This is a genomic window from Algimonas arctica, assembly GCF_014652695.1.
GTDB classification, from domain to species: domain Bacteria; phylum Pseudomonadota; class Alphaproteobacteria; order Caulobacterales; family Maricaulaceae; genus Litorimonas; species Litorimonas arctica.
This window is the reverse complement of the sequence record NZ_BMZH01000001.1, coordinates 156,851-181,663: the sequence shown is the minus strand read 5'-3', so window position 1 is coordinate 181,663 and position 24,813 is coordinate 156,851. Positions and strand designations below refer to the sequence as shown.

25 protein-coding genes are annotated in these 24,813 nt (G+C 55.5%); 5 read left to right on the top strand and 20 right to left on the bottom strand.

Annotated features, from left to right (window positions below):
• Positions 1-22 precede the first annotated feature (22 nt).
• From glyS to IE105_RS00905, 4 genes are all read right to left on the bottom strand, one after another.
• The gene (gene glyS, locus IE105_RS00920; protein ID WP_189494408.1) at positions 23-2,209 is read right to left on the bottom strand and encodes a glycine--tRNA ligase subunit beta; all 2,187 of its coding nucleotides are present in this window, start codon (positions 2,207-2,209) and stop codon (positions 23-25) included.
• The gene (locus IE105_RS00915) at positions 2,209-2,637 is read right to left on the bottom strand and encodes a hypothetical protein (protein ID WP_189494402.1); all 429 of its coding nucleotides are present in this window, start codon (positions 2,635-2,637) and stop codon (positions 2,209-2,211) included. Before IE105_RS00915 ends, glyS begins: the two co-directional genes overlap by 1 nt.
• Positions 2,634-3,545: a glycine--tRNA ligase subunit alpha gene (locus tag IE105_RS00910; protein ID WP_189494400.1), complete on the bottom strand. Its 912-nt coding sequence runs from the start codon at positions 3,543-3,545 to the stop codon at positions 2,634-2,636. Before IE105_RS00910 ends, IE105_RS00915 begins: the two co-directional genes overlap by 4 nt.
• 68 nt (positions 3,546-3,613) lie before the next feature.
• On the bottom strand, positions 3,614-3,832 hold the full coding sequence (locus IE105_RS00905; RefSeq protein WP_189494398.1) for a putative signal transducing protein: 219 nt from the start codon (positions 3,830-3,832) through the stop codon (positions 3,614-3,616).
• A 115-nt stretch (positions 3,833-3,947) separates the two neighbouring features.
• Here IE105_RS00905 and IE105_RS00900 point away from each other — a divergent pair, with 115 nt between their 5' ends.
• On the top strand, positions 3,948-4,973 hold the full coding sequence (locus IE105_RS00900) for a polyprenyl synthetase family protein (RefSeq protein WP_233353910.1): 1,026 nt from the start codon (positions 3,948-3,950) through the stop codon (positions 4,971-4,973).
• A gap of 8 nt (positions 4,974-4,981) precedes the next feature.
• Here IE105_RS00900 and IE105_RS00895 read toward each other — a convergent pair whose 3' ends face one another.
• The 4 genes from IE105_RS00895 to IE105_RS00880 form a co-directional block, all read right to left on the bottom strand.
• A complete protein-coding gene (locus tag IE105_RS00895; RefSeq protein ID WP_189494396.1) occupies positions 4,982-6,031 on the bottom strand; it encodes a glycosyltransferase family 4 protein in 1,050 nt (349 codons plus the stop codon).
• Positions 6,028-6,837: a 4-(cytidine 5'-diphospho)-2-C-methyl-D-erythritol kinase gene (locus IE105_RS00890; RefSeq protein WP_189494394.1), complete on the bottom strand. Its 810-nt coding sequence runs from the start codon at positions 6,835-6,837 to the stop codon at positions 6,028-6,030. The genes IE105_RS00895 and IE105_RS00890 overlap by 4 nt, the downstream gene beginning before the upstream one ends.
• 12 nt (positions 6,838-6,849) lie before the next feature.
• A complete protein-coding gene (locus IE105_RS00885; protein WP_189494392.1) occupies positions 6,850-8,556 on the bottom strand; it encodes a tetratricopeptide repeat protein in 1,707 nt (568 codons plus the stop codon).
• An 80-nt stretch (positions 8,557-8,636) separates the two neighbouring features.
• Entirely contained in the window at positions 8,637-10,322 is a 1,686-nt protein-coding gene (locus tag IE105_RS00880) for an electron transfer flavoprotein-ubiquinone oxidoreductase (RefSeq protein WP_189494391.1), read from the bottom strand.
• 105 nt (positions 10,323-10,427) lie between these two features.
• On the opposite strand from IE105_RS00880, the gene rimK reads away from it, so the two are divergent.
• Both rimK and IE105_RS00870 read left to right on the top strand, forming a co-directional pair.
• Positions 10,428-11,828, top strand: coding sequence for a 30S ribosomal protein S6--L-glutamate ligase (rimK, locus tag IE105_RS00875; RefSeq protein ID WP_189494390.1), 1,401 nt, complete (start codon positions 10,428-10,430; stop codon positions 11,826-11,828).
• 54 nt (positions 11,829-11,882) lie between these two features.
• Positions 11,883-12,197 (top strand): YggT family protein, encoded by a 315-nt coding sequence (locus IE105_RS00870; protein WP_189494388.1) that lies wholly within the window; start codon positions 11,883-11,885, stop codon positions 12,195-12,197.
• A gap of 131 nt (positions 12,198-12,328) precedes the next feature.
• Here the strand turns inward: IE105_RS00870 and IE105_RS00865 are convergent, their stop codons facing one another.
• Genes IE105_RS00865 through hemC form a run of 4 tightly spaced genes read right to left on the bottom strand, consistent with a single transcriptional unit; the run spans position 12,329 to position 16,213 of the window.
• A complete protein-coding gene (locus IE105_RS00865; RefSeq protein ID WP_189494386.1) occupies positions 12,329-13,801 on the bottom strand; it encodes a heme biosynthesis protein HemY in 1,473 nt (490 codons plus the stop codon).
• Positions 13,798-14,634 carry a hypothetical protein gene (locus tag IE105_RS00860; protein WP_189494384.1) on the bottom strand — a complete coding sequence of 279 codons (837 nt, stop codon included), beginning with the start codon at positions 14,632-14,634 and terminating at the stop codon, positions 13,798-13,800. Before IE105_RS00860 ends, IE105_RS00865 begins: the two co-directional genes overlap by 4 nt.
• A 9-nt stretch (positions 14,635-14,643) precedes the next feature.
• The gene (locus tag IE105_RS00855; RefSeq protein ID WP_189494383.1) at positions 14,644-15,300 is read right to left on the bottom strand and encodes a uroporphyrinogen-III synthase; all 657 of its coding nucleotides are present in this window, start codon (positions 15,298-15,300) and stop codon (positions 14,644-14,646) included.
• Entirely contained in the window at positions 15,290-16,213 is a 924-nt protein-coding gene (gene hemC / locus IE105_RS00850) for a hydroxymethylbilane synthase (RefSeq protein ID WP_189494381.1), read from the bottom strand. The genes IE105_RS00855 and hemC overlap by 11 nt, the downstream gene beginning before the upstream one ends.
• A gap of 62 nt (positions 16,214-16,275) precedes the next feature.
• Between hemC and tsaD the strand changes: the two genes are divergently transcribed.
• Positions 16,276-17,376, top strand: a complete 1,101-nt coding sequence (gene tsaD, locus IE105_RS00845; protein WP_189494965.1) for a tRNA (adenosine(37)-N6)-threonylcarbamoyltransferase complex transferase subunit TsaD — start codon at positions 16,276-16,278, stop codon at positions 17,374-17,376.
• Positions 17,373-18,371, top strand: a complete 999-nt coding sequence (locus IE105_RS00840) for an NAD(P)H-dependent glycerol-3-phosphate dehydrogenase (protein ID WP_189494379.1) — start codon at positions 17,373-17,375, stop codon at positions 18,369-18,371. Before tsaD ends, IE105_RS00840 begins: the two co-directional genes overlap by 4 nt.
• 15 nt (positions 18,372-18,386) lie before the next feature.
• Here IE105_RS00840 and IE105_RS00835 read toward each other — a convergent pair whose 3' ends face one another.
• From IE105_RS00835 to IE105_RS00800, 8 genes are all read right to left on the bottom strand, one after another.
• Complete coding sequence (locus IE105_RS00835; RefSeq protein WP_189494377.1) at positions 18,387-19,013, bottom strand: protein-L-isoaspartate(D-aspartate) O-methyltransferase; 627 nt, start codon at positions 19,011-19,013, stop codon at positions 18,387-18,389.
• Positions 19,010-19,765, bottom strand: coding sequence for a 5'/3'-nucleotidase SurE (surE, locus tag IE105_RS00830; RefSeq protein ID WP_189494375.1), 756 nt, complete (start codon positions 19,763-19,765; stop codon positions 19,010-19,012). The genes IE105_RS00835 and surE overlap by 4 nt, the downstream gene beginning before the upstream one ends.
• A gap of 293 nt (positions 19,766-20,058) precedes the next feature.
• Positions 20,059-20,685, bottom strand: a complete 627-nt coding sequence (gene pgsA / locus IE105_RS00825) for a CDP-diacylglycerol--glycerol-3-phosphate 3-phosphatidyltransferase (protein ID WP_189494373.1) — start codon at positions 20,683-20,685, stop codon at positions 20,059-20,061.
• Positions 20,682-21,398, bottom strand: coding sequence for a CDP-alcohol phosphatidyltransferase family protein (locus IE105_RS00820; protein ID WP_189494372.1), 717 nt, complete (start codon positions 21,396-21,398; stop codon positions 20,682-20,684). The genes pgsA and IE105_RS00820 overlap by 4 nt, the downstream gene beginning before the upstream one ends.
• A complete protein-coding gene (gene uvrC, locus IE105_RS00815; RefSeq protein WP_189494370.1) occupies positions 21,391-23,283 on the bottom strand; it encodes an excinuclease ABC subunit UvrC in 1,893 nt (630 codons plus the stop codon). The genes IE105_RS00820 and uvrC overlap by 8 nt, the downstream gene beginning before the upstream one ends.
• 9 nt (positions 23,284-23,292) lie before the next feature.
• The gene (locus IE105_RS00810; RefSeq protein ID WP_189494368.1) at positions 23,293-23,676 is read right to left on the bottom strand and encodes a DUF2237 family protein; all 384 of its coding nucleotides are present in this window, start codon (positions 23,674-23,676) and stop codon (positions 23,293-23,295) included.
• On the bottom strand, positions 23,673-24,074 hold the full coding sequence (gene folB, locus IE105_RS00805) for a dihydroneopterin aldolase (protein WP_189494366.1): 402 nt from the start codon (positions 24,072-24,074) through the stop codon (positions 23,673-23,675). Before folB ends, IE105_RS00810 begins: the two co-directional genes overlap by 4 nt.
• Positions 24,067-24,807 carry an SDR family oxidoreductase gene (locus IE105_RS00800; protein ID WP_189494364.1) on the bottom strand — a complete coding sequence of 247 codons (741 nt, stop codon included), beginning with the start codon at positions 24,805-24,807 and terminating at the stop codon, positions 24,067-24,069. Before IE105_RS00800 ends, folB begins: the two co-directional genes overlap by 8 nt.
• Positions 24,808-24,813: the final 6 nt, after the last annotated feature.

The window sequence follows — 24,813 nt, the reverse complement described above, 5'->3', positions numbered from 1 at the left end:
CCATTGTTGTCATCCCGGTAAATTACCCATCAAGACGCGAGAAGTCCGCGATCTGGTGGAACGTCTCGACCACAGCCGACAATAACGCCAAGCGCCGTGCGCGCTCATCCGGATCGTCGGAATTAACGACAACATCTTCGAAGAACGCATCAATGGGTTCGCGGAGATCGGCGAGCGACGACAAAGCCGCCGGATAATCACCGGAATTGAGCGCCGCATCAATGGACGGGCGTGTGTTAGCGAGGGCTTTGGCCAGCGCCGCAGCCGGATCAGCTGTGAAGCCAGAGAGCGTGTCAAAGGACGCTAAGTCGAGCTTACCCTTTTTGCGCTCCGCTCGCAGAATATTCGCCGCACGTTTGTAACCTTGGACAAGGTTTTCACCATCAGCATTGGATAAGAAGGCGCCGAGCGCTTCAACACGCTGAGAAATCGCGAGCAGATCGTCTCCGCCCTGCGCGATCACCGCGTCAATGACGTCATGACGTTGGCCTTGGTCACGGAGGTAAACGCGGAGACGGTCGAGAAGGAAAGACAGGAGAGTATCTACGATTGTTTTTGAAAAACCATCTCCTAGCGCCGAAAAAGCATCAAACGAATTGTCCGCTTTCGCGTGACCTACTATTTTCCATAAGTCACCTACCCCACCAAGTTTATGGACAAAACTAGCCATCCTATCATCGTCAGGGAATTGAGCATTAAGATGGTAAAATGATAACATCGCGAAGAAATTCAAATTAGATGCTAAATTTCTACTTAAAATAAGCCTCACTACGCCCAACGCCGCCCGCCGCAGCGCAAATGGGTCTTTGCTTCCCGTCGGTTTTTCACCAATCGCCCAGAAACCCACTAGAGTATCTATCTTGTCGGCCAGCGCCACAGCGATCGCGACAGGGTTTGTCGGCACGGCGTCGCTTGGTCCCTGGGGTTTATAGTGATCTTCAATGGCGACGGCGATGTCGGGGTTGCCGCCTTCGGCCTCATACATCCACCGCCCGACTTGGCCTTGGAGAGACGTCGCCTCGATCACCGTTTGGGTCACGAGATCGCACTTCGCGAGTTTCGCGGCCTGTTCTGCCAAGTCTGGATCAGCGCCGACATGTGGCGCGATTTCGCGGGCCAGCGCCGCGACGCGGTCCGCTTTATCCCGCACAGAACCAAGCTTTTTGTGGAACACAACCTCGTCCAGCTGATCATAATAATCGATCAGGTTTTTCTGACGATCTTGCTGTTGGAAAAAACGCGCATCGGACAGGCGCGCAGAAATGACTTTGGCATTCCCGGCCTTGATCGTCGCGCCGTTATCCGGCGTTTCCAAGTTCGCCATGATGACGAAATTCGGCGCAAGATTACCGTCAGCGTCGCGCACAGTGAATGTTTTTTGGTGGCTTTTCAGCGTCAGGCGAATGACTTCATCTGGCAATTCCAAAAACGTTGGGTCCATATCGCCGAGCAGCGCGACGGGCCATTCGACCAATCCCGTAACTTCGTCGAGCAGGCCTTCATCTTCGACCAGTTCCAATCCGGCCTCGGCGCAGGCAGCTTTGGCCTGTTCCAGCACGCGTGCGCGCCGCGCAGAACGGTAGATCATGACGTGACCGTCGGTTTCTAATGCTGCGCGGTAGTCTGCGAGGGTCGTAACCGGGAACGGTCCCGGCCCCATTTGGCGGTGACCATGAACCATTGCGTCAGACGTGATGCCACCGACGGTGATGCCGTCCAGGCTCTGCCCATCCAATAATACGGTCAAACCGCGCAGGGGACGCACCCAACGGAAATCACTATCGCCGGACTTCATTGATTTCGGCCAAGAGAATCCGGTCATGACTTCAGGAATCAACGCCGTGAGTATATCCGACGTATCGCGGCCTTCGCTTTGGAGAACGGCGACATAGTATTCGCCTTTTTTATCGCTGCGGGTTTCGGCTTGGGAGATATCCGTGATCCCTGCGCCGCGCATAAAGCCTTCGAGCGCGCGCTCCGGTGAGCCGACGCGCGGGCCTTTGCGTTCTTCCGACACATCCGGCGAGCGAAGCTCAACCTGTGTCACGTAAGTCAACCGCCGCGGCCCGGTCAGCGCATGGCTGTCCTTGGGCGACAAGCCCGCCGCTTTGAGTCCAGCGTCCATCGCCTTGACGAGGTCTTGGCCTGCCCGAACTTGCATCCGCGCCGGAATTTCTTCGGAGAAAATTTCTAAGAGAAGTTCAAACATTATGTCTCGCAGCTCCCGATCATCGGTGAGACAATATCCGTGGGTTCCCCGTTTTGGATCAGGCGCAATTCGCCAATTCCATTGTCGACCACGGCCCGCACTTGCCAGCGCAGATAATCAATCACTTCATAGGTCACATCGAACGTATCGGTCGACATGTCTGGCACCTCTTTCGGGACCAACTTAATCGTTTCGCCCTTGAAACGGGTGACAGCAATATAATCGAGGTTTCCGGCGTAAGTTGCAAAGATGACGGCCTCATCATCCTCAGGCGTCTCAGCGGACCGAAACACGCATCCCGGGTTTTCAATCGTGGCGAGCAACAAGGTCTCGAACGTCCCTGTCAAATCTCCCGAAGGGCGATTGCATGCGGATAGAGCGACAAGCGCCGCCATGGTCGCGACGGGAAATAAAGCTCTCAGACTCATGCTGACGCTCCTTCAGCGCGGGCTTTTTCGCCCTCGACCCAACTTTGCGCGCAACCTTTGGCCAAATCCCTCACCCGCTTGATATATTCTTGTCGTTGAGTCGGGGACACAACGCCGCGCGCGTCGAGAATATTGAAATTATGCGAGGCCTTGAGCGCATGTTCATAGGCGGGCAACGGCAACGGTGTGTCGAGCGCGAGCAGCGCTTTGCATTCTTCTTCGGCAAATTCGAACCGCTTCAAAACATTATCCGTATTGGCATATTCGAAATTATAGGTGCTTTGTTCCACTTCATTTTGGTGGAACACATCGCCGTAAGTCAGGCTGTGCGGCGTGCCGGGCGCATTGAATGGCAGGTCGTAGACATTATCAACGCCGAACACATACATGGCCAAGCGCTCTAGCCCGTAGGTTAGCTCGCCAGAGACAAGGTCAACATCGAGACCGCCGACCTGTTGGAAATAGGTATATTGGCTGACTTCCATCCCGTCGCACCAGACTTCCCAGCCCAATCCCCATGCGCCAACCGTCGGATTTTCCCAATCATCCTCAACAAAGCGGATGTCATGCATGGTGCGGTCGATCCCGATCGCATCAAGACTGCCGAGATAAAGCTCCTGCAAATTGACCGGGTTCGGCTTCATGATGACTTGAAACTGATAGTAATGCTGCAAGCGGTTTGGGTTTTCGCCGTAACGCCCATCGGCTGGGCGGCGCGACGGCTGTACATAAGCCACATTCCACGGCTTTGGCCCGAGCGAGCGCAGGACCGTTGCTGGGTGCAGCGTTCCCGCCCCGACTTCCGTATCAAACGGCTGCAAGATCGCGCAGCCTTGCTGCGACCAATAGATTTGCAGGGCGAGGATGAAATCCTGAAAGGAGGCTGGTTTAGCGACTGTCTTCGTCATGGGCGGGGCTTTAGCTGTTCGCGCGCGAAGTTCAACCCGAATGCCCTGTTTTGAGGTCGGTTTGCAGCTTAGCGTTCCAACTCATTCCCAATCCCCGCATCGGTCAACACGTCTCGGGCATCCGCGACATCGTCATCAAGCACCATGAGCCGTTTCGGGATCATAATTCCGGGTTCCAATACGCTCATATTCTGGTCCATGACGAAACATTCGATCTGTGCGTCGCGAAGTACGGCCTCGGCAAAGGATAATGTGGCGGGGTTGGTCGTAATAATAAGTGAGATCATGAAAATTATGTCGGCTTACCGCGACAATAATGCAAGCCTGCCCTGCGATACGCCATTGTCACTTGTGCGAGAGCGGTCCCCCTCGTAACTATGCTCAAGAACAAAGGACCCTGTTTTGATCGCTCCGGCACAGATTCAACGCGACAACGCGCTTTCCCCAGCCCAAAATCTCTGGGCTCTCTGCGAAGACGATATGGCGGCGGTAGACGCGCTGATCGTTAAGCGGATGCATTCGCCTGTCGGCATGATTCCCGATCTTGCGCAGCATTTAGTTGGCGCGGGTGGCAAACGGCTCCGCCCCCTTTTGACTGTCGCGACGGCGCAGCTTTGCGGTTACACGACCGCTCACGGCGGCACAGCTCATCATAAATTAGCCGCGGCTGTGGAATTTATTCATTCCGCGACGCTTCTCCACGACGATGTGGTCGACGAATCGAATTTGAGGCGCGGAAAGAAACCCGCAAACCTGATTTGGGGCAATAGCGCCTCAATCTTGGTTGGTGACTTCCTGTTTGCGCGCGCGTTCAATTTGATGGTTGAAACCGGATCAATGGAAGCACTTGGCATTCTGTCTAATGCGGCGTCTGTGATTGCGGAAGGCGAAGTGAGGCAGCTCGCAAGCCTACGCAATATCGCCATGACCGAAGCCGAATATATGAGCGTGATTGAGGCAAAAACGGCCGCCCTGTTCGCCGCAGCCACCGAAGTGTCTCCCGTAATCGCAGACCAAGATGCGGAAAAACGAGCCGCACTCCGCGATTATGGCATGAAACTCGGCCTCGCCTTTCAACTAATTGATGACGCACTGGATTATGACGGACAGCAAAGCGCGTTGGGAAAATCCCTCGGCGATGATTTCCGTGAAGGCAAAATGACCCTGCCCGTCATTCGCGCTCTTGGGAAAGCCACTGATGCGGAAACCGCTTTCTGGCGCAAAGTCATTGTTGATCGCGAACAAGATGATTTGGACCTGCAACGCGCAATTTCGATTCTAAAACGCACGGAAGCACTGGAAGAAACGATCCAAATGGCCCGACGTTTTTCCGTCGAAGCAATTGAAGCGATGGATGTGTTTGAAGCGTCACCTCTACGGGATTGTCTGCAAAACCTCGCCGCCTACGTTGTGTCACGCGCGTCCTAATCGCCTCGCTAATCCGGCAGGCTGGCCGAACGCACAAGATAAAGACAGACGAAGACACCAACAATCAAGCCAAGCCCTAACAACGATCCGAGCCCGCCTCGGACATACGCTTCATGGACCGCAGTCGCCATCAGCGCGGCCAAGATTCCATAAATCAATGATATCCTGACATGACTGCCGCGATGACGTGCCCAGCGTTGATAAATATGCGTGTTATGTGGCGCAAGCACGGCGATCCCTTTGAGAGGCTTGCGCACAAGGGTCAAAAGAACATCCGTCAAAATCGGTAAAATCAGAAGCGGACCGGCATAGAGCAACTTCAATTCGGGCTGTTCATTGACGAGAAACAAAACAGCCCCGGCGTAGAGAAAGGCCGCTCCGAGCGAGCCGCAATCGCCTGAAAACACGGACGCCTTAGACCGCAAATTATACGGGAGAAAGCCCAGTAAACTGGCCGCTAATGACAGGGTGATGAGCGCTGTCACCGGCGCACCGACTTTCAAAGCCAAGGCACAAAGTGCCGCGCTGGCAATAGCCATAGAGAGCCCGAATAAGCCATTAATCCCGTCCATAAAATTGACGGCATTGGAGACCGTAAAGAGCCATAAAGCAGAGCCCCCCAGTCCAATCCACCAGACCAGATAAAGATGATCCGCGCCAAAGGGCAGCCGGGTGATTGGTCCAATTGCAAGCGCGCCGAAGATCGAAATCACAAGGATCAATCCAAATTTTAGTTTTGATGACACGACATATCGGTCATCCAGCAAGCCCAGAAAGGCGACCGCAAAGCTCAACGACAACAAGGTTGCGAGCTTCTGCGCACTGCCTGGGTGGGACAATAAACGGTCCTGATAAAATAATCCTGCCAGCAAAATCGCGGCTCCAATCCCCGCTATAATCCCAAGCCCACCGCCTGTGGGCGTGACTCTGGCATGGCTGGAGCGGTGATCGGGAATATCGCCCAACCCGCTCAATTTGGCCAACGCCGTAACGGCCAGTGAGACACAAAAGGCAACGCCTGCAATCTGTAGCGCTATGAGGCTATTGAGCGCCATCATGACGGTTCGCCTAAGCGTGTTGCAACGGCCCACCATCCCCGCTGGGACAGGACGTCGGCGGCGCGTGTGGCCGCATCGTCACTGGAAAACAGGCCAAAACACGTTCCGCCAGACCCGCTCATTCGCGCTAAGTTACACTCAGGCTGAGCGCGGAGAATTGTCAGGACAGCCCCAATGACGGGGGCGGCAGCGATCGCTGGGGCTTCAAGATCATTTGTCCCGGATAGGGCGCGTTCTAACAGACTACCCTGTCGTGCCGTTTTATGAGGCACCACAGGCGGATGTGTGCTGTCATAGGCCCTGAATATATCGCCAGTGTTGACCGGAACACCGGGGTTTACCAAAACCGCCGACATTGACCCCAAGTGTGGCACCGCACTGACGACCTCCCCTATGCCTTCCATCAACGACGTTTTCGACAGCCGACAGACCGGAATATCGGCGCCTAAAGACACATCATCGACCCGTTGCCCCGGATCAAACACCCGCAAAACCGCTGCTGCATTTGTCGACCCTCCACCTAGGCCGGACGACACCGGAAGCCGTTTTGTCAAACGTACAGACTGCGGTGGCGCGTCACACGCTCTCAGCGCTTTCGTGATCAAATTATCCGGTCCCGCTGTTAGGCCCGCCCCGAAAGGTCCGCAAATCGTGAGCGAACTTTCGCTGTCAGGCGCAAAAACAATATCGTCTCCAAAGTTGGCGAAGACGACAAGGCTTTCGACCGGATGATAACCAGACCAACGTCCAGAGACGATGGGGGCTCCGACGTGCAGCGTAAGATTAACCTTGGCGCGACAGAGCATGCTCAGCGGTCTTCAAGACGCAGGAACAGCGTCAGGTCCGGCCTCAAGCTTGGCTTGAATGGCCACGATTTCATCCTCAGTCGGATCAAATTCCAGTGCTCTTTTCCATTGGTAGGTCGCTTCGCGTTTCCGACCAACGCGCCAATAGGCGTCCCCGAGATGATCGATAATCGTGGCAGAATAGGGCGTCAGGACGACAGCATTTTCAAGATGTTTTTTGGCCTCGTCATACCGTCCTAATTTATAATGCGCCCAGCCCAAACTATCGACAATGGCCCCGGAATTTGGCTCTAAAGCAACGGCTTTTTCGATCATTTCGAAGCCCCGTGTCAAGTTCTCTCCCCGGTCCACCCACGTGTAACCGAGATAGTTAAGCGTATCGGTATCATCCGGTTTATAATCCAAAACACGTAGGAAATCGGCTTCCGCTTCATCCCAGCGTTCAAGCCGCTCATAAATAATACCGCGGAGGCGCAACGGCTCCGGGTTAGCGGTCAGTTCAGCTTCGGACAGGCTCTCGACTAATTCCGTATAGAACGGCAATGCCTCGTCCCAGTTTTCCCGGAAAAAACGCGCCCGTCCAAGCGCTTCGCGTGTGAAATAAGATGGGTGAGTGTCTGAAAGTCCTTCGAGAATTGCAATCGCCGTGTCGTCTTGTTCTTCATCAAACAACTGATTGGCCAGTCCCATGCGCGCATTGACGTAATAAGGGCTGCCGTCGTTCACCGAGTCATAAAGCGCGATGATTTCACTCCGCGTGACCGGGTCCATCTCTGGATGGGTTTCTTCCAACAATCCTGAGAGCCAGATCGCAGCCCGATCAAAATCCGGTTCAACCCAGCGGGCGAAACGCAAGAACGTTTCCGCGCCATCAACCGATTGATTGCGGACAAAAAACGCAAATGACGGATCCGTCAAAGCCCGAGCCGCCTCGGCGCGTTCCGAGAGTTTGGGCAGCCGTTTTCCCGCTTTCAAGCGATCCAAATACGCGCCCGCAGGACCGATTTCAGCGGCGGCATTCTCTTCAATCATCGCCTCTAGTCGGGCAATCGCAGCATCTGTCATCTTATTCGAGGCTTCGAACCGAACCCGGGCAAGATTATATTCCAATGCCGGAATTCCGCTGGCCTCAACACGGTCAAACATTGCGTTCGCCGCCTCGACATTCCCCCGCCGGCCTTCCAATTTAGCGATTTGAAGCTCGCCTAATACTTTGAAATATTCGCTTTCGCCCATTGAGACGAAGGTTTTTCGCGCTGCTTCATATTTTCCTTCATCAACTCGCGTCCATCCAAGCAAAATCTTCAAAACCAGGCCCATTGTGAAGTCAGCCGTCGGGTCCGTCGCATATTTGCGGACACGCGCCGTCCGGCCCTTGGAAAAGGCATCAACAGCGAGGACGGCGCGGGCCATGCTTTCTGTTTTATCCTGATCATAAAGTCGCTCGGCCGTATCCTTCGCAAGCTTTCGGTCATCCGAAAACAGGGCCGAATATAGCGCTAAACGACCAAGCCGTTTGTCTTCGGGGGCGAGTGTAAACGCGTCTTGGAAAAATTTTGACTGCGCTCTTGGGTCGCCGAGATAGCGCGCGTAGCTGCCAGACAAATAGTCGCCCAGCATACGCGCTCGTTGATCATCAACCGCCGTGTCTGCGGCCATAGATTGGCCAAACGGAACAATGAGGAGTGCCGCAGTGAGGAAAAGAGCGCGAAAATTCATAAAGTGGCCCTAGCAGGATCAGTCACGGCCCAACAGGGCGCGTGACTTTACGTTTCGGTCAGACAGTAACGACTGAGTGATTACATGCCCGCGTAATTTGGGCCGCCACCGCCTTCGGGCACAGTCCAGACGATATTCTCTGACGGATCTTTGAGGTCACACGTTTTACAGTGAATGCAGTTTTGCGAATTGATGACGAATTTGGGCTCGCCCCCCTCTTCGACCACAACTTCATACACACCGGCGGGGCAGTACCGCTGCGCCGGTTCATCAAACTCGGGTAGATTGACGGCGATCGGGATGCTCGCATCAATCAGTTTGAGGTGACTCGGTTGGTTTTCACCGTGATACGTGTTGGTGAAGCTAACATTGGTCAGACGGTCGAATGATAAAACGCCATCAGGTTTAGGATAATCAATTCGTTTGTGGTCTTTCGCTTTCCCCGTCGATTTTGCATCATTCTTGCGATGTGACAGCGTGCCGAAGGGACTGAATTTGAACAGCGTTTGCATCCACATGTCCATGCCGCCCAGAACCATGCCGCCCAGGAAGGGGCCAAACCGGCCATTGAGCGCCGCAACATTGCGGACGGGTTTCAAGTCTGCGCCAATCTCGCCCTCATGAATCTCGCGATCATAATCCGACAGGGTGTCGCCTGACCGTCCGGATTTAAGCGCCGCGTCTGCGGCCTCGGCAGCTGCGACGCCCGATAGCATCGCGTTATGATTGCCTTTGATCCGCGGAAGGTTCACAAGCCCCACCGAACATCCGAGCAGCGCACCGCCGGGGAAGGCCGCTTGCGGCATAGACTGGTATCCGCCCTTCGTCACGACGCGTGCGCCATAAGACACGCGCTTACCGCCTTCGAGCACAGCCGCAATATCGGGGTGATGTTTCCAGCGCTGGAATTCCATATAGGGATAAACATGCGGGTTTTCATAGTTCAAGTCGACAATCATGCCGAGGTAAACCTGATTGTTTTCAGCGTGATAGAGGAATGACCCGCCGCCACGTTTCATGCCCAAGGGCCAACCCGCCGAGTGATAGACTTTGCCAAGCTCATGGTTTTCAGGCTTCACGTCCCAGATTTCTTTCATCCCAAGACCAAATTTTTGGGGATCAACGCCATCACGCAGATTGTAAGTCGCCATCGCGATTTGAGAGAGTGATCCGCGCGCGCCTTCGGCTAGAAATACATATTTTCCGTGCAGTTCCATTCCCGGCTCATAGTTCGGCCCCTTTGAGCCGTCTTTTTCATAGCCAAACTCACCAGCGACAACGCCCTTGAGGCTCCCGTCTTCACGGTAGATCAACTTGGAACATGACATGCCGGGGAAAATCTCAACGCCCAGCGCTTCAGCTTGATCGCCCATCCAACGCGCCACCGCCCCCATGGAAACGATATATTTCCCGTGATTGCTCATCAGCGGCGGCATGACGAAATTCGGGACGCGGATCGAACCCGCTTTCCCCAAGACGGTCAGGTGATCTGACGTCACTTCCTGCTTTACCGGACAAGATGGGTCCTCGCGAAAATTTGGGAAAATCTTTTCTAATCCGACTGCGTCGAGCACAGCCCCAGACAAGATATGCGCGCCGACTTCTGAGCCTTTTTCGAGTAGCACGACGGACGTCTCTGGATTAAGTTGCTTTAAGCGGATCGCCGCTGCGAGGCCCGCCGGGCCTGCCCCCACGATAACCACATCATATTCCATGCTTTCGCGTTCGATGGGATCGTTTGCGCCGCTTGAGTCGTTACTATCCATGAAAAAGACCATTCCGCATTATTATTGTTTTACTATTCGATGCCCAGACTACTGCCTAAAGGGCCGCTCGACAAGCTACGCTATGACGCACCAGAGAGACCCCGCATGACTTCCGACACATTTTCCGCCCCAAAATTCCCACTCGGTTGGGAAGAATGGATCGCTTTACCTGATTTAGGCTTGCCCGCAATTAAGGCCAAGGTCGATACGGGAGCAAAAACCTCCGCATTGCATGCTATTCGAGTCGAACCGTTTGGGTCTGAGGCAAAACCGCAAGTGCGCTTTATTATGCATCCAAACCCAGATGACCATTCTATCGAGGTCGTCTGTTCCGCACCGGTCAAAGACAAACGGATGATTACATCCTCAAATGGCCAGAAAGAACTTCGCTACGTCATCGAATCGACGGCGAAAGTTGGCGATAAAGTCATGCCCATTGAAATCAGCCTGACCAATCGTGAGACGATGGGTTACCGCATGTTATTGGGGCGCTCCGCGATTGCCGATGATATGAGCGTCCGGCCAACAGAAAGCTTCATCCAGACGACACTGTCTTATTCCGTCTATAAAAAACGGCGCAAATCCGCGGTTCAAGACCGTCCTTTGCGAATTGGCATCCTCACCCAAAGTCCAAACAATTATTCCAATAAGCGGATGATCGAAGCGGCTGAAGCCCGCGGCCACACCATTGAAACCATCTATACGTCCCGTTGCTACATGGCGATCAACGGTCATAAGCCTGAAGTGCATTACAAGGGAAAACCCCTCGTCAGTTACGATGCGATCATTCCCCGGATTGGCGCCTCAATTACGTTTTACGGCATGTCTGTGGTTCGCCAATTCGAAGCCATGGGCGTCTATGTTCTCAACACGGCGGACAGTATCGGGAAGTCCCGCGATAAACTGTTGGCGCACCAGCTTTTGGCGCGACATGGACTCGGCATGCCGACCACAGCTTTCGCGAAAAGCGCACGTGACACGAATGATATTCTTGATCTCATCGGGGGCAGCCCTGCCGTCGTCAAATTACTCGAATCCACACAGGGACGCGGCGTTGTTTTGGCTGAAACGCGGAAATCAGCCTCAGCCCTGATCGACGCATTTCGCGGGTTGAACGCACACTTTCTGGTCCAAGAGTTTGTCAAAGAAGCGGCCGGTAGCGACATTCGCGCTTTTGTCGTCAATGGCAAAGTCGTCGGGTCCATGATGCGGACAGCGGCGCCCGGTGATTTCCGTTCCAATGTCCACCAAGGCGGCAGCGTCAAAACGGTGAAGCTCACTAAAGAAGAACGCCGCGCCGCCATTCGCGCCGCCAAAATCCTACGTCTGGATGTCTCCGGCGTTGATATTTTACGCTCCGCAACTGGCCCGAAGATCCTCGAGGTGAACTCTTCACCCGGCCTACAAGGGATTGAGGAGGCGACCAAAAAAGACATCGCCGGAGCAATCATCGAATGTATCGAAGCCAATGTCCCAACGATCTACCGCGTCAGTCAGCGGGGCTAAAGTTACAGCGTTAAGGGTCTTGTCGATTATGCGCGGGATAGTTAGGGCAAGCCTATGAGCTTTGCCCAATCTATCCTTCAAATCGTCTCCATGGTTCTCAGCGCGATCAGCTTCTTGCTGATCATTGAGATCGTCATGTCCTACCTCTTTATGTTCGGGATATTGAACCCGGGAGGCGGGATGGCGTCACAGATTTATAATTCGCTTCGCGCTTTTAATGCCCCGATCCTAAGGCCATTCCGTGACCTCCAAGCCAAGATCATGCCGCAAATGCAGCAGATCGACTTGTCCTACGTCTTCGCCTTGATCGCAATTTGGTGGATCCAGAGCTGGTTAATCGGATCGTTCTTGTGGGACTTGCTAGGCTAAACGTCTGACAGAGACTGGCTAGAAAAGGCCCGTATAACAGTCAGCGAATGCAGGCCTAAACCACCTTAAAGTCGATGCAGGTCTTTGAAACACCTGCGCGTTACGGCTCCAATCCTAACGCTCTAGCCCGATTATTCGGCGTCTTTATCGCCCGGCTGAGCGTCCATAAGATCATCGAACCGACGCGCTAAGTCACCGTCTGGCGCCGCTTCATCTTCAGGCGCGGCGAGACGCAAGGGTTCTAATTTCGCCTCTGGAGTCGGACGACGGATCGCATCTTGGCGCTCTGCCCGTGGGTGTACAAGCTCGCCGGTGTCACCGAAAGAAAAGACCAATCGCCGCCAATCTTGCGACTCATAGGCAAAGCCCGGCCCTTCAGGATCAAGATCTGACCAATCGCGTTCATGCGGCGCCGTCGCCGCGCGTTCAGTCCACATGCCCGCGTCTGTTGGATTGCCCAAGGCACGTTCCGCTTCAGCCGCCAGTAAACACAAACGCGCCGTTGGCTCTTCCTCATCTAGAATTTGAGCCAGAAGCGACAGAGCGTCAACCGGACGCCCGGACCGCAAATCATGCGAAATCATCAAGAGTCTGGCTTCGCGGTCCTCAGGGTCAGACGCAATAAAACGCTCTAACCGCTTTGAGCGGGTGGCGTCACTTTCCCCTGGGTAGAGATCAAAATAGGCGAGCGAAATCGCGGGATGCGGCGCCGTCTTCCACGCTTTCTCAAGCAGGCTGGCCGCCTTCTTCTGCCCGCCTGTTCGCGCCAACTCATAGGCGGCGATCGCAACCGCCGGGGCAAAATCGGACGCATCCTTCAGCGCGGCTTGAGACAGTTCCAGTGACTTGTCGTGCTGTCCATGATCCATCCAATAGTCAGCTTCAGCCGTGAGCAAGACAGCCCGACGACGGTTAAACACGACACCGGAAATATGTTTCGCGGCGCGACCTTTTTCCAAAACGTCGCGCGCTTCGGTCCAGCGGTAATCCGCCACAAGCGCCTTAAACAAGGTATCAAACGCCCACCGGGCTTGCACATTTTGATCAAACGCTTCGCGGGCGGCTTCAACGGCACCCGGCAGATCACCCTTAGCTAATTTCGCCTGAGCCAACCCGCGTTGCGCGGTTGGGCGCGTCTTTGGGCTGTCCAGCATGGCCGAGTAATGAATGATGGCTTGTTCTTGATCACCACAAGCTTCTGCGGCGGTTGCGCTGATAATATGGCCAAGGTCTGTTGACCCAGCCAAATCGCGCACGCGAGCAGAGGCTTTGCGGGCCCGGTCCATATCGCCTTCAGCCCCCGCGATCAGGGCCTCTTCCATCGCATCAATCGCGCGGTTGCGTTTACGCATCCCGACGCCAGATTTCAGCCGTCGCGGCAGACGCCAAATCCAGAGCAGCAAAGACCATAGTGTAATCGTGCCAATCATCAGCAGCGTGCCGAGGAAAATCACTGCCTGCCAACTCATTTCCAAATCAGGAAAAGCGATCGGCCATTTTGCGCCGGAACTGCTGAGCGTCAGCATCGCATCGTCGCCGATATACAGTAGCGCGCCGGCTAAAATTGCGACGAACAGCAAGAAGGTAATGATATATTTTGTCATAGCAGGGCGTCCTCCATATTGGCGCGCCAAGCCCGCGCAAGCGAGCGAATTTGGGGGGGTAAACGGTCAAACTTCGCCAACGCCGCGCGCGGCTTACCATTCGCGAGATCGTCTTCAATGCCGCTAATAAGGACATCCGGGGCATTTGATCCGCGCACACGAACATGGCGAGAGAATGTCCGCCGTATAAAGCCGCTACCGACTAACTCCGACGCGCCCTCTCTGAGGATTTGCGCCGGAAAACGCGGCAATGTGTCCGCGTCGATGAACGGTTCTGTTTCTGGCGCGACGACGACAGTCCCACCAACCGGTAAGGCCGCGATCGTCAAAGCTTGCGCCTGAACTTGATCCTCTAGACCATTTAATCGGGCTTCAACCGCGTCAAAGTCCGGGAGGTCCGGCATCACTGGCACTTGAAACCCATCCGCTTGTAAGGCTTCCATCCGCGCGACAATTTCCTCGCTCAGTGGATCAACCCGAGGACGCGCTTCCAAAGCCACGATACGCTGTGTCAGCGGCGCCAAATTCACCTTTGGCATGACTGGCTCCGGACGATTTTGCAGCGCAGTCACCTCTGTCTGTAAATCTGCGATCCGGGCCTCTAAGGCGCTGGCGTCAAAGGGCGCTGGGCGCGTGTACCAGCTTGCAGCAAAGGCAATTGCAAATCCAATTAGCACGCCCACCCCAATCAACAGCGGCCAGAGTAAGCGCCGTTTGGGTGCGTCTTCGCCGGCCCCATCATCGCCAACATCCTCATACGCCACATCGACATAGTCGTCATCACCCTCAGTTTCATCAGACGGCAAAACCAGAATTTCGTCAGAGTCGGTCATAAGCGCATTCTAAGGCTCTGGCGTCTCGCTGCAAGCGATCAACGCCCGTTCATTTGGAGCGTGCGCAATCCGAATAGTCATACCACTCAATGGCGCCGCAATATTTTCAGAAAGGCAATAGGCTGTCAGATGACCGAGATAGCGCGGCGGTAAAGCCATCAATATGTCTGCCGCCATTGGTGAATATAACGCAACAGCATCAATCTGGTTCACATCCATCGGCCATGATGTCACAGCCCGCGTCTGGTAAACAATTTCCCGTCGGGCATCAAAACCTTGGGCGCGGAGTGTGTCTACAATCTGTCCTCTCACAATCGACCCTGAAATATGGACGATCGGATCCGATGTTTTGGCGATGATGTTCGTGAGTTTTTTCCAATCGCCATCGGCGGATGTAACCGATGTAAACCCCAGCGCTTTGGCCATAAGAGCGGTCGCATCACCGACACAATAAACTTGTCGATCATCGCCTATCAAGCCGCAGTGGCGAACGCCGTTGGCGGACGTAAAAATCAGCGTCGCATCGTCGGGAATAATCGATTTTGAATCCAGTTTTTCGACGGAAAGCAAAGGCGCGACAATTGGATAAAAACCCGCTTTGGTCCAGGCCTCGGCGCTCAGCGTCGCGGCAGGCTCGGTTCGGGTGACCCAAATTTTAGTCGTCAAAGGTAATGCGTCCGTCAATTTCGGTCCTCAGCTCGTCGCCCAAACTATAACCGAAATCATAGGCCTCCCCGACAGTCGTCACATCGCGCCCCTCGGCACAACTAAACCGCAGGCGCCCGTCCTTCGCCAGCACTTCACCGCGAAAGCCCAGCATTGTTCCGGCTCTGTCCGCGAGTGCCGCAATCGGTGTTTTACAAGACCCATCCAACGCCCGAAGAAAAGCGCGTTCCGCCGTTATCGCAATCTCAGAATTAGAATTATTGAGGGTTTTAAGGGTCTCCAGAAGGTCCGTTTCGTCGCGCCGCGTTTCGATACCAACCACACCCTGAGCCGGTGCGGGCAGCATCAGCTCTGTCGGCACGGCCTGCGTGATCCGCGCGCTTTGGCCCAGACGGTTAAGACCGGCCACCGCGAGGAATGTCGCGTCGCATAGGCCTTCTTCCAACTTTCGCAGTCGCGTCTGGACATTTCCGCGCAACAGGCAAAAGCGGATATCCGGACGGAGCGCCGCCAGTTGCGCTCGCCGACGTAAACTCGCCGATCCAACAAGGGCCCCCTGCGGCAGCTCATCAATCGACGCGTGATTGAGCGAAATAAAGGCATCGCGCGGATCTTCGCGCGGCAACAAAGCGGGGATGATGAGGCGTTCATGCCCGACAGTTGGAACATCTTTCATCGAATGAACCGCAAGATCGATTCGGCCATCCAGCAAGGCATCTTCGAGTTCCCGCGTGAACAAGCCTTTGCCGCCAAAATCTTTAAGCTCACCTTTGATCTGATCGCCCGTCGTTTTCAGGACTTTAATTTGCCAATCCGTCTCAGGGTCACGGGCTTCGAGCAGGTCTTTAGCCCAGTTCGCTTGATAGAGCGCCAAAGGGCTGCCACGCGTGCCAATATGTCGGGTCTGTTGCAACTGATGCAGGCCTTCCCTAGGTGAGCGCTGTGCCCATACCCGCTACAGACACTCCGACGCAAATGATCAATGCGCCCACTCTAGCTATTAAGCATGGGCTCGTCTTGGGCGTTGAAAGCAGCTGCGATGAAACCGCGGCGGCTGTGCTCTGTTCCGAGCGCGGCTTATTGTCCAACATCGTTGCCTCACAGGATGAGGCCCATCGCCCGTTTGGCGGCGTCGTCCCGGAAATTGCGGCGCGCGCTCACATGAGCAAGATTGATACAATTATAGATCAAGCCGTGAGCGAAGCCGGCGTTGACTACGCGGAACTATCCGCAATCGCGGCCACGGCCGGCCCGGGTCTCATCGGCGGAGTCATTACCGGATTAATGGCGGCTAAAGGCCTGTCAGCCAGCCTCGACATCCCGTTAATCGCGGTCAATCATTTAGAAGGCCACGCCCTGTCGCCGCGCCTGACCGACGTGTGCCCCTTCCCTTACTTGCTTTTACTCGTATCCGGCGGTCACTCTCAATTGCTCGCGGTTCACGGGCTCGGTGACTATGAACGGCTAGGCTCCACCATTGATGATGCCGCGGGGGAAGCCTTTGACAAGACAGCGAAAGTGATGGGCCTTGGTTTTCCGGGCGGTCCCAATGTCGAACGCTGGGCCAAGGACGGCGATGATCGGGCCGTGCGATTGCCGCGTCCGTTGCTCGACCGCGAGAATTGCGACTTTTCCTTTGCTGGTCTAAAAACCGCTGTAGCCCGCGCCTATGAAAACTCCGACAAAACCGACAGGGCGAAAGCCGACCTCGCCGCGTCGTTCCAAGCCGCCGTCGCCGATTGCCTCACAGACCGAACGGCTCGCGCCATGCGCCTGTTCACAGAAAACTATGACGGGCCTCACCGTTTCGTGGTTGCGGGCGGCGTTGCCGCCAATCAAACCTTACGCGCGCACTTAATCGACACCGCGAAGGCGCACGGCTTCACACCGATTTTTCCACCCTTAAAATTTTGCGGCGACAATGCCGCTATGATTGCTCAAGCGGGACTGGAACGGCTACAGGCGGGACGCGTTGATTCATTAAACGCGCCTGCCCGTCCGCGCTGGCCACTAGACCGCGAAGCCGCGCGCACGGCCCCTGCGTCAGGATCAGGTCGAAAGGGACCCAAATCATGAGCTATCAAACCATCGGCGTTATCGGTGCTGGCGCATGGGGCACGGCGCTCGCCCAAAGCCTGTCCAGCGCTGGCCGCGATGTCACGATTTGGAGCTTTGAGCCCGACTGCACCGCCGCGATCAATGATCATCATATGAACACGCGCTATCTCGACGGCGTCCCGCTCGACCCATCATTGCGCGCCACGTCCAATCCCGCAGACCTCGCCGGATCGGATGCTATTTTGTCCGTCGCCCCGGCCCAACACACGCGCGGCACATTGCAAGCCTTCGTCCCTCATATTGCCGCTGGCACGCCCGTCTTACTGTGCTCCAAAGGCATCGAAATTAGCAGCCGTGCTTTCATGGCCGATGTCTTGCGGGACGTTCTCCCGAACGCAGTTCCGGCCGTCCTGTCGGGACCGTCTTTTGCCGCCGACGTGGCGCGCGGCTTACCGACCGCTGTCACGCTCGCCTGTAAAGACGCGACGATTGGCGCAGACCTCGTGACCGCTTGCGCGGCCCCCACTTTTCGTCCTTACCTGACTGACGATGTAATCGGCGCGGAGATTGGCGGCGCCGTCAAAAATGTCCTCGCGATTGTTTGCGGTATTGTTCTTGGCAAAGGCTTGGGTCGGTCCGCGCACGCCGCCATCATGACGCGTGGTTTCGCGGAAATGACTCGCCTTGGCAAAGCGCTCGGGGCGCGCCCTGAAACACTGACGGGTCTGTGCGGTCTTGGCGACTTAGTCTTGACGTGTAGCTCTGAAATGAGCCGCAATATGAGCTGCGGTCTGGCTCTTGGACGGGGTGAAAGCCTTGAGACGATCATGCAAGGCCGCCTCGCCGTGACCGAAGGCGTCGCGACTGCTCCGGCCCTTAAAATGATGGCGCTGGAACATGATGTCGACATGCCAATCAGCATGGCTTTAGCCGACATATTGGCCGGACAGATTAGCGTCAATGACGCCGTGGTCGATTTGATGACACGGGAGCATCGACTGGAAATCGAATAGGTAGCGCCCTCAAAATCAGAGCGTTTTGGACTTACCGGCTTCGATCATCGGTAGGGCAAGCGGCACAAATTCTTTCTCTGTGAGGTGCTTTCGCGCCCGTTCTATTAACGTCAGCGTCCCGTCCACAACCGCCACTAAGCGACCATTTGGCCCCAGTTGATCCAGCACTTTTTGCGGCACAGCGCGAACCGCGCAACCCAGCACAATTCGGTCAAACGGCGCTTGGCCCGCCCAGCCATAGCGACCATCCCCATGCCGTATTTCAACATTGTGAATGCCGAATTCTCGTAATCTGTCTTCCGCCGCTTCGACTAGCCCGACATAGCGTTCAACCGCGTAAACACGCCGCGCGCGCTGTGCCATCACCCCAGACATCCAGCCGGACCCACTGCCGATTTCCAGCACTTTTGAGCGATCCGTTAGAGCCAGCATTTGCACCAGCAGGGCCGTCGTCATTGGCGCGCTGACCTGCTGCCCACAGGCAATCGGCAGGGCGATTTCCTCATAGGCGCGTTCTGATAATTCAGCCGCAATAAAGCGCTTACGCGGCACCAACTCCATCGCCCGCAATGTCGACGCATCACTAATACCGCGCGACCGCAGCCGCATCACCATATCAACAAGACGCGGATCGAAGCTCACGTTTGACTAAGCTTCGCCAGCGTGTCGGCATGTGTCAGGTCCGTGTGCAGCGGGGTCACGGAAATAAAGCCATCATAAATCGCCCGTAAGTCCGTGCCTTGATCGGGATTCGATTTCTTCGCGCCATAGGTCAGCCAGTAATAATCGCCGCCGCGAGGGTGATCGCGTTTGTCGATATGGCTCATGGCAAAGTCACGCTTGCCTTGGCGCGTGAACTGTACCCCGCGCACGTCACCCGGTTCCGTATCCGGGAAATTTACATTCAATACGACATCCGTCGGCCACCCCTTGTCTAACAAATCCCGAACCACTTTGGCGCCATGGGCTTCGGCTGTCTCCCAGGGCAGCGAGGTCGCGCCTTGGAAGCCGCGCGCCAGGCTCATCGCAATCGACGGAATGCCCATCTGCATGCCTTGCAATGCCCCCGCGACTGTCCCCGAGAACGTCACATCTTCAGCTAAATTTTGCCCCCGATTAACGCCCGATAAAATCAGGTCCGGTGGGTGATCCATCAAGAGGTCGCGCATCGCCACAATGACGGAATCCGTCGGCGTGCCCGTGACAGAATAAACACGATCTTCGAGATGACGCAGCCGGACGGGATTATGCAGGCTGACCCCGCGTGACGCGGCTGACTGTTCCGTTTCCGGCGCGCAGACCCAGACATCATCGGATAGTTCAGCCGCAATTCGCCGCAGAACTTGCAACCCCGTCGCCCGGACACCATCATCATTCGTCAGAAGAATTCTCATGCGATTTCCCTATTCTGATTGGGGTTGATTTGTAATGTGATTGTTGCAGCCGTTTATACTCGGCCGTGCATTCAGGCGCTGGCTAACATGCGTTTCGTGAGTAGTGACACGTGCGCGGCGTCAATTTCGATGGTTCGATAAAACTGAATGGCAGGAAACGAGACGACACCGTGCCGTATCGCCTCTAGGTCATGATACGGAATAATCGCGACAGCTGTAGGCTTGATGTCCATGATGGGATTAGGTTTTGGAAACAGTCAGTTTAAACACCTTACAGCTTCATGGGTGGGCCGCTAATCCCGGACCGCATCGCGCAAATAGAGCGCGCCCGTATAGACTGACAATATCGCCGCCAGCCAGATCAGGGCCAAACCCGCAGTCCGTGACACGTTGACAATATCAGGGATAATCGAGTCGATGGGTAGATAGGCGCGCGCCAACATCCAGACGATCAGTACGGCAATGCCGAGCATTTCGAAGGCGGTTTTCCATTTCGCGAGTTTGGTCGGGGACATAACCCGACCTGTCAGCGCCGCATGTTCGCGCGCGCCACTGACTAAAATATCCCGGAAAATAATCGCGAGGCCGGGGATGAGGAACACCCATTGCCCTTTGGACGCAATCATAAAGGCGATCAAACAGCCTGCAACGAGCAGCTTATCCGCGATCGGGTCGATCATCCGTCCAAATCCGCTCACAACACGCCAGCGTCGCGCTAAAAACCCATCAAGCCAGTCGGTCAACGCGGCCAGCGCAAAGACCGGACCAAGCACCATCATTTGCCCAAAAGGACTGCCCCAGCCAAATTCAAGCGATAGAATTCCAATTATAAAAACTGGGATCACAAGCATCCGCAGCACAGTCAGCGCATTGGGGACCCAATAAAGCGGATGACGGGAAGAAAGGCTCAGGTCAGTCATGTCGTCCCCTTATCGCGTTTAAACGTCAGAATTTTATAAGCCGAGATCAGAGAAAACACCGCAGCGAGCCATAGGCAAGCCTGTCCGGCAATCCAAATCAACGGTGATCCGGCGCTATAAACTTCCATAGCCCGATCGTCGCCTGCCCGCACCCGATCAAATAACTGCGTCAGCCACGGGGATCCCACAAGCAACGTCGTGCCGAGCATAGCAAAGGCGACTTTGGCATTTGAGATAGGGTTATCCGGCCAACCATAACGCGACAGCTCGAACCCTTTGAGTAAACCGACCAGAATTTCACGTCCAATCAGCCCGAAAACAGGGATATAAAAGGCCCAATGCATCAGGCCGTTGCGATAGAGTACGAGCGTAAGTGCAAGCAGCGCCCCGACGATTAAAACCGTATCAGCAATATCATCGAGATAGCCGTAGCGTCGCATCACGCTGCGCGAGGCCCCGCCAAACCAATCGTCGAAAACATCGGTCACGGCGGCGACAATAAATAAGACACTGGCCAAGATCGCGACTTGCGGGTCCGGCCATTGCCATAAGATCAACGCCATGATGACCGGCGTTGCCGCAAAGCGGACCAGAGTTAGACCGTCAGCAAACGCCCCGCCCAAACCACTCGGGGGCAGTGCATTCCCTTGATCGCGAGGGCTAGCCTCATCATTCATGCCAGATTTTTTATTCATACCGGACTTATCATTCATGGAAGTAGTCATGTATTTGCTGCGCCAGTTTCCCGCTGACACCCTCTACACCGGATAGCTCGTCTAATGCCGCATTCTTCACAGCCTTAGCCGAGCCGAAATGCGCAAGAAGCGCGCGCTTTCTGCCGGGTCCTACACCAAGGATACCATCCAACGGGTTAGATTTCATATCTTTCTTTCGGCGCGCCCGGTGCGTGCCAATTGCAAAGCGGTGCGCCTCATCCCGTAAACGCTGTAAATAATACATCGCCGGGTTCCGGGGCGGCAAGGTGAACGGGTCTCGCCCATTCATGTAAAAGGTTTCGCGTCCGGCATTCCGGTCTGGCCCCTTGGCAATTGCGACCAGCGTAATCCGGCCCAAGATGCCCATGTCTGTCAACACACCCGTGACCGCCGAGAGCTGTCCCTTGCCGCCATCAATCAACACAAGGTCGGGCCATTCGAGCGTGTCGTCTTTGACCAATCGTGAGAAACGGCGGGTCAGCACTTCGCGCATCATGCCGAAATCATCATTGGTGATGGTCACGTCTTGGATGTTAAAACTGCGGTAGTCGCGTTTACGGAAACCTTCCGGTCCAGCCACAACGAACGCGCCAATCGCGTTAGTGCCTTGATTATGGCTATTATCGAAAACTTCGATCCGGTTCGGCGGCGCGTCCATCCCGAACAGTTCACAGACCTCCGCCAGAAGTTTGGTTTGGTTTTGCGTCTCTGCCAAACGCCGACCGAGCGCTTCTTGGGCATTGCGCTGCGCTGTATCGAGAAGTTTCTTCTTCTCGCCCCGCTGCGGCACTGAAATTTGTATCTTGCGGTCCGCCCGTTCCGATAAGGCCCGTTCGATCAAATCCAAGCTCGGCAGATCGTGTGAGATGAAAATCTCCTTCGGAATGGGCTTATCCGCATAAAATTGCGCCAGAAACGCATCGAGCACATCTTCCGGGCCGTGGTCTTTGTCGTGACGCGGGAAATGGGCGCTATTGCCCCAGTTCTGCCCCGCACGGAAAAAGAATACTTGCACACAGCTCTGCCCGCCTGCCGTATGCACCGCGATGACATCGCCATCGCTAAAGGTCTGCGGGTTGATTTTGCCGAGATTACTATTGTTGATTTTGGCCAGCGCACGGAGACGATCCCGAAGTTCCGCCGCCTTCTCGAAATTCATCGCTTTTGACGCGATGTCCATATCAGCTTTCAAGCGTTGACGGAGATTATCGGAACGCCCCTTGAGGAAATCCTCGGCATCCGTCACCAGTTTGCCGTAATCGTCCAACCCAATCACCCCCGTGCACGGGGCGGAGCAACGCTTGATTTGATGTTGCAAACAGGGGCGCGACCGTCCCTCATAATAACTGTCTGAGCAATTCCGCAGCATGAACGCCCGTTGCAGCGTGTCGAGCGTGCGGTTGACCGCGCCAGCACTCGCGAACGGGCCGTAATAATCCCCTTTGATTTTGCGCGCGCCCCGATGTTTGACGACCTGCGCCGCCGGATGGGTTTTCCGCACGAGGATATAAGGAAAGCTTTTGTCGTCGCGTAGGAGGATGTTGTAGCGCGGCTTGAGTTTTTTGATCAGTTGCGCTTCGAGTAACAGTGCTTCGACTTCACTCTCCGTCACGACAAATTCCATATTCGTCGTCGCCCGGATCATCCGGCGCAAACGCGTCGGGTGGCGATCATATTTCGTGTAGGCCGAAACCCGTTTTTTCAGATCTTTGGCTTTACCGACATAAAGCACTGTACCGTGTTCGTCCGTCATGCGGTAAACGCCCGGCTTATTCGGCAAGCGTTTAACGTAATGTTTGATCCGGTCCGGGCCGTATTCACCCTTACCGCGTCGGTTGAGGGTCGGATCTTTCGCGGGAGATATCGATTCGTGCGGGTTCACACACCCTAGCTAGGTGTCGCGCGCATCCACTGCAAACGCTCTCAGTGTAGAAAGTGGCAAACGCTCAAGCGTAATCTGGTGAGTGGCTTCCAGAACGACTTTAGGGGCGTGTCCCGCCGCATGGGCTTCGCGCCACCGCTCAAGACAGAGACACCAGCGATCCCCGGCCTTCAATCCGGGAAAGCGAAACTCAGGGCGCGGCGTGGAGAGATCGTTTCCTTGCGCCTTAGAGTAGCGAAGAAAATCGTCCGTCATCACGACGCAAACAATATGCCGTCCACGATCAGACGGCCCCGTTTCACAACAGCCGTCGCGAAAATATCCCGTCACCGGATCCGTCGAACACGGCTGCAATGGCGTGCCATAGACGTTGAGCGAAAGCGACGTCGTCACCGCGACTTGACCACTTCCACCCCGGCCATTTCTGCTTTCAGCAGGGCTTGAGGTTTCGCGATAGAGACAGCGACACGTTGAACCCGCGCGTCCGCTGAGAGCGCCCAATCCGCAATCCGTTCCGCCAGCGTTTCGACCAGCTGCACATGCGCTTCGAGTGCTAGCTCTTCCGCCTTTTCCGCCACTAAACCATAATCCAACGTTTCGTGTAGGCGGTCATCCTTGGGCAAAACCATGCCACCCATATCAAGCTCTATGTCGATGATAACGGGTTGGGTTTGTTCATGCTCATGCGGATGTACGCCGATGCTGGCTTGAATAAGTAGGCCACGCACAAAAATGCGGGTTGAGGCGTTTGGCTTGCGGCCAAAGCGTCGGAGGATCGGACGGCTATTCATGGTCAGGTCCCCATTCGGTGGTCGTATCGTCGAACGTTAGATGTTGGCCGCCATCGACAGCGATCATCTGTCCCGTGACAGAGGTCGCGCCCAGGAAATAGCGGACAGCGTTGACAATCTGATCGGGGGGCGAGCCATTGCCGAGCAGCGTCAGGCGTTTTTCACGCTCAAATTCATCAACAGATTGCGTATGATTACGAAGCGTTGGGCCGGGACCGACGGCATTCACGCGCACATCCGGGGCAAACGCCTGCGCCATCGTCTGGGTCGCCCAGTAGAGCCCCGCTTTAGCTATACTATACGTAAAGAAGCTGGGATCCGGACGCAGCACGCGCTGATCGACGATATTTATGATACAGCCCTGTCCCGGTGCTTGCGCGGCAAAATCCCGTGACAAAGTGAGTGGCGCGCGCAAATTGACGTCCATGTGATGGTCAAAAGTGCCGTTGGTGAAATCTTCGACCGTATCGGGATCAAATGTCGAGGCATTATTGATGAGCGCGTGAATCGGACTGCCGAGCGCTTGCCGCGCGGATTCGATAAGGCCAGCCAAATCCCCCGGCACTCTTAAATTTGCTTTGATCGCCACGCCGCCGATTTCTGCCGCCAAGGCGTCCGCAGGGCCCGACGAGGTGCGGTAGTGCACACAAACTTTCCAGCCATCTGCTGCTAAAGCGCGCGCGATAAACGCGCCGATACGCGCTGCACCGCCGGTAATCAGAACCGTCTTCATTCGGCC

What these genes read in the sequence shown, in the direction of transcription:
- glyS (WP_189494408.1), bottom strand. Translation starts at nt 2,209, where the DNA reads ATGTTTGAACTTCTCTTAGAAATTTTCTCCGAAGAAATTCCGGCGCGG.
- IE105_RS00820 (WP_189494372.1), bottom strand. Translation starts at nt 21,398, where the DNA reads ATGAATGATAAGTCCGGTATGAATAAAAAATCTGGCATGAATGATGAG.
- surE (WP_189494375.1), bottom strand. Translation starts at nt 19,765, where the DNA reads ATGAGAATTCTTCTGACGAATGATGATGGTGTCCGGGCGACGGGGTTG.
- tsaD (WP_189494965.1), top strand. Translation starts at nt 16,276, where the DNA reads ATGATCAATGCGCCCACTCTAGCTATTAAGCATGGGCTCGTCTTGGGC.
- IE105_RS00895 (WP_189494396.1), bottom strand. Translation starts at nt 6,031, where the DNA reads ATGATGGCGCTCAATAGCCTCATAGCGCTACAGATTGCAGGCGTTGCC.
- IE105_RS00880 (WP_189494391.1), bottom strand. Translation starts at nt 10,322, where the DNA reads ATGGATAGTAACGACTCAAGCGGCGCAAACGATCCCATCGAACGCGAA.
- IE105_RS00840 (WP_189494379.1), top strand. Translation starts at nt 17,373, where the DNA reads ATGAGCTATCAAACCATCGGCGTTATCGGTGCTGGCGCATGGGGCACG.
- rimK (WP_189494390.1), top strand. Translation starts at nt 10,428, where the DNA reads ATGACTTCCGACACATTTTCCGCCCCAAAATTCCCACTCGGTTGGGAA.
- IE105_RS00885 (WP_189494392.1), bottom strand. Translation starts at nt 8,556, where the DNA reads ATGAATTTTCGCGCTCTTTTCCTCACTGCGGCACTCCTCATTGTTCCG.
- IE105_RS00915 (WP_189494402.1), bottom strand. Translation starts at nt 2,637, where the DNA reads ATGAGTCTGAGAGCTTTATTTCCCGTCGCGACCATGGCGGCGCTTGTC.
- pgsA (WP_189494373.1), bottom strand. Translation starts at nt 20,685, where the DNA reads ATGACTGACCTGAGCCTTTCTTCCCGTCATCCGCTTTATTGGGTCCCC.
- IE105_RS00800 (WP_189494364.1), bottom strand. Translation starts at nt 24,807, where the DNA reads ATGAAGACGGTTCTGATTACCGGCGGTGCAGCGCGTATCGGCGCGTTT.
- IE105_RS00890 (WP_189494394.1), bottom strand. Translation starts at nt 6,837, where the DNA reads ATGCTCTGTCGCGCCAAGGTTAATCTTACGCTGCACGTCGGAGCCCCC.
- IE105_RS00910 (WP_189494400.1), bottom strand. Translation starts at nt 3,545, where the DNA reads ATGACGAAGACAGTCGCTAAACCAGCCTCCTTTCAGGATTTCATCCTC.
- IE105_RS00870 (WP_189494388.1), top strand. Translation starts at nt 11,883, where the DNA reads ATGAGCTTTGCCCAATCTATCCTTCAAATCGTCTCCATGGTTCTCAGC.
- IE105_RS00865 (WP_189494386.1), bottom strand. Translation starts at nt 13,801, where the DNA reads ATGACAAAATATATCATTACCTTCTTGCTGTTCGTCGCAATTTTAGCC.
- folB (WP_189494366.1), bottom strand. Translation starts at nt 24,074, where the DNA reads ATGAATAGCCGTCCGATCCTCCGACGCTTTGGCCGCAAGCCAAACGCC.
- IE105_RS00905 (WP_189494398.1), bottom strand. Translation starts at nt 3,832, where the DNA reads ATGATCTCACTTATTATTACGACCAACCCCGCCACATTATCCTTTGCC.
- IE105_RS00860 (WP_189494384.1), bottom strand. Translation starts at nt 14,634, where the DNA reads ATGACCGACTCTGACGAAATTCTGGTTTTGCCGTCTGATGAAACTGAG.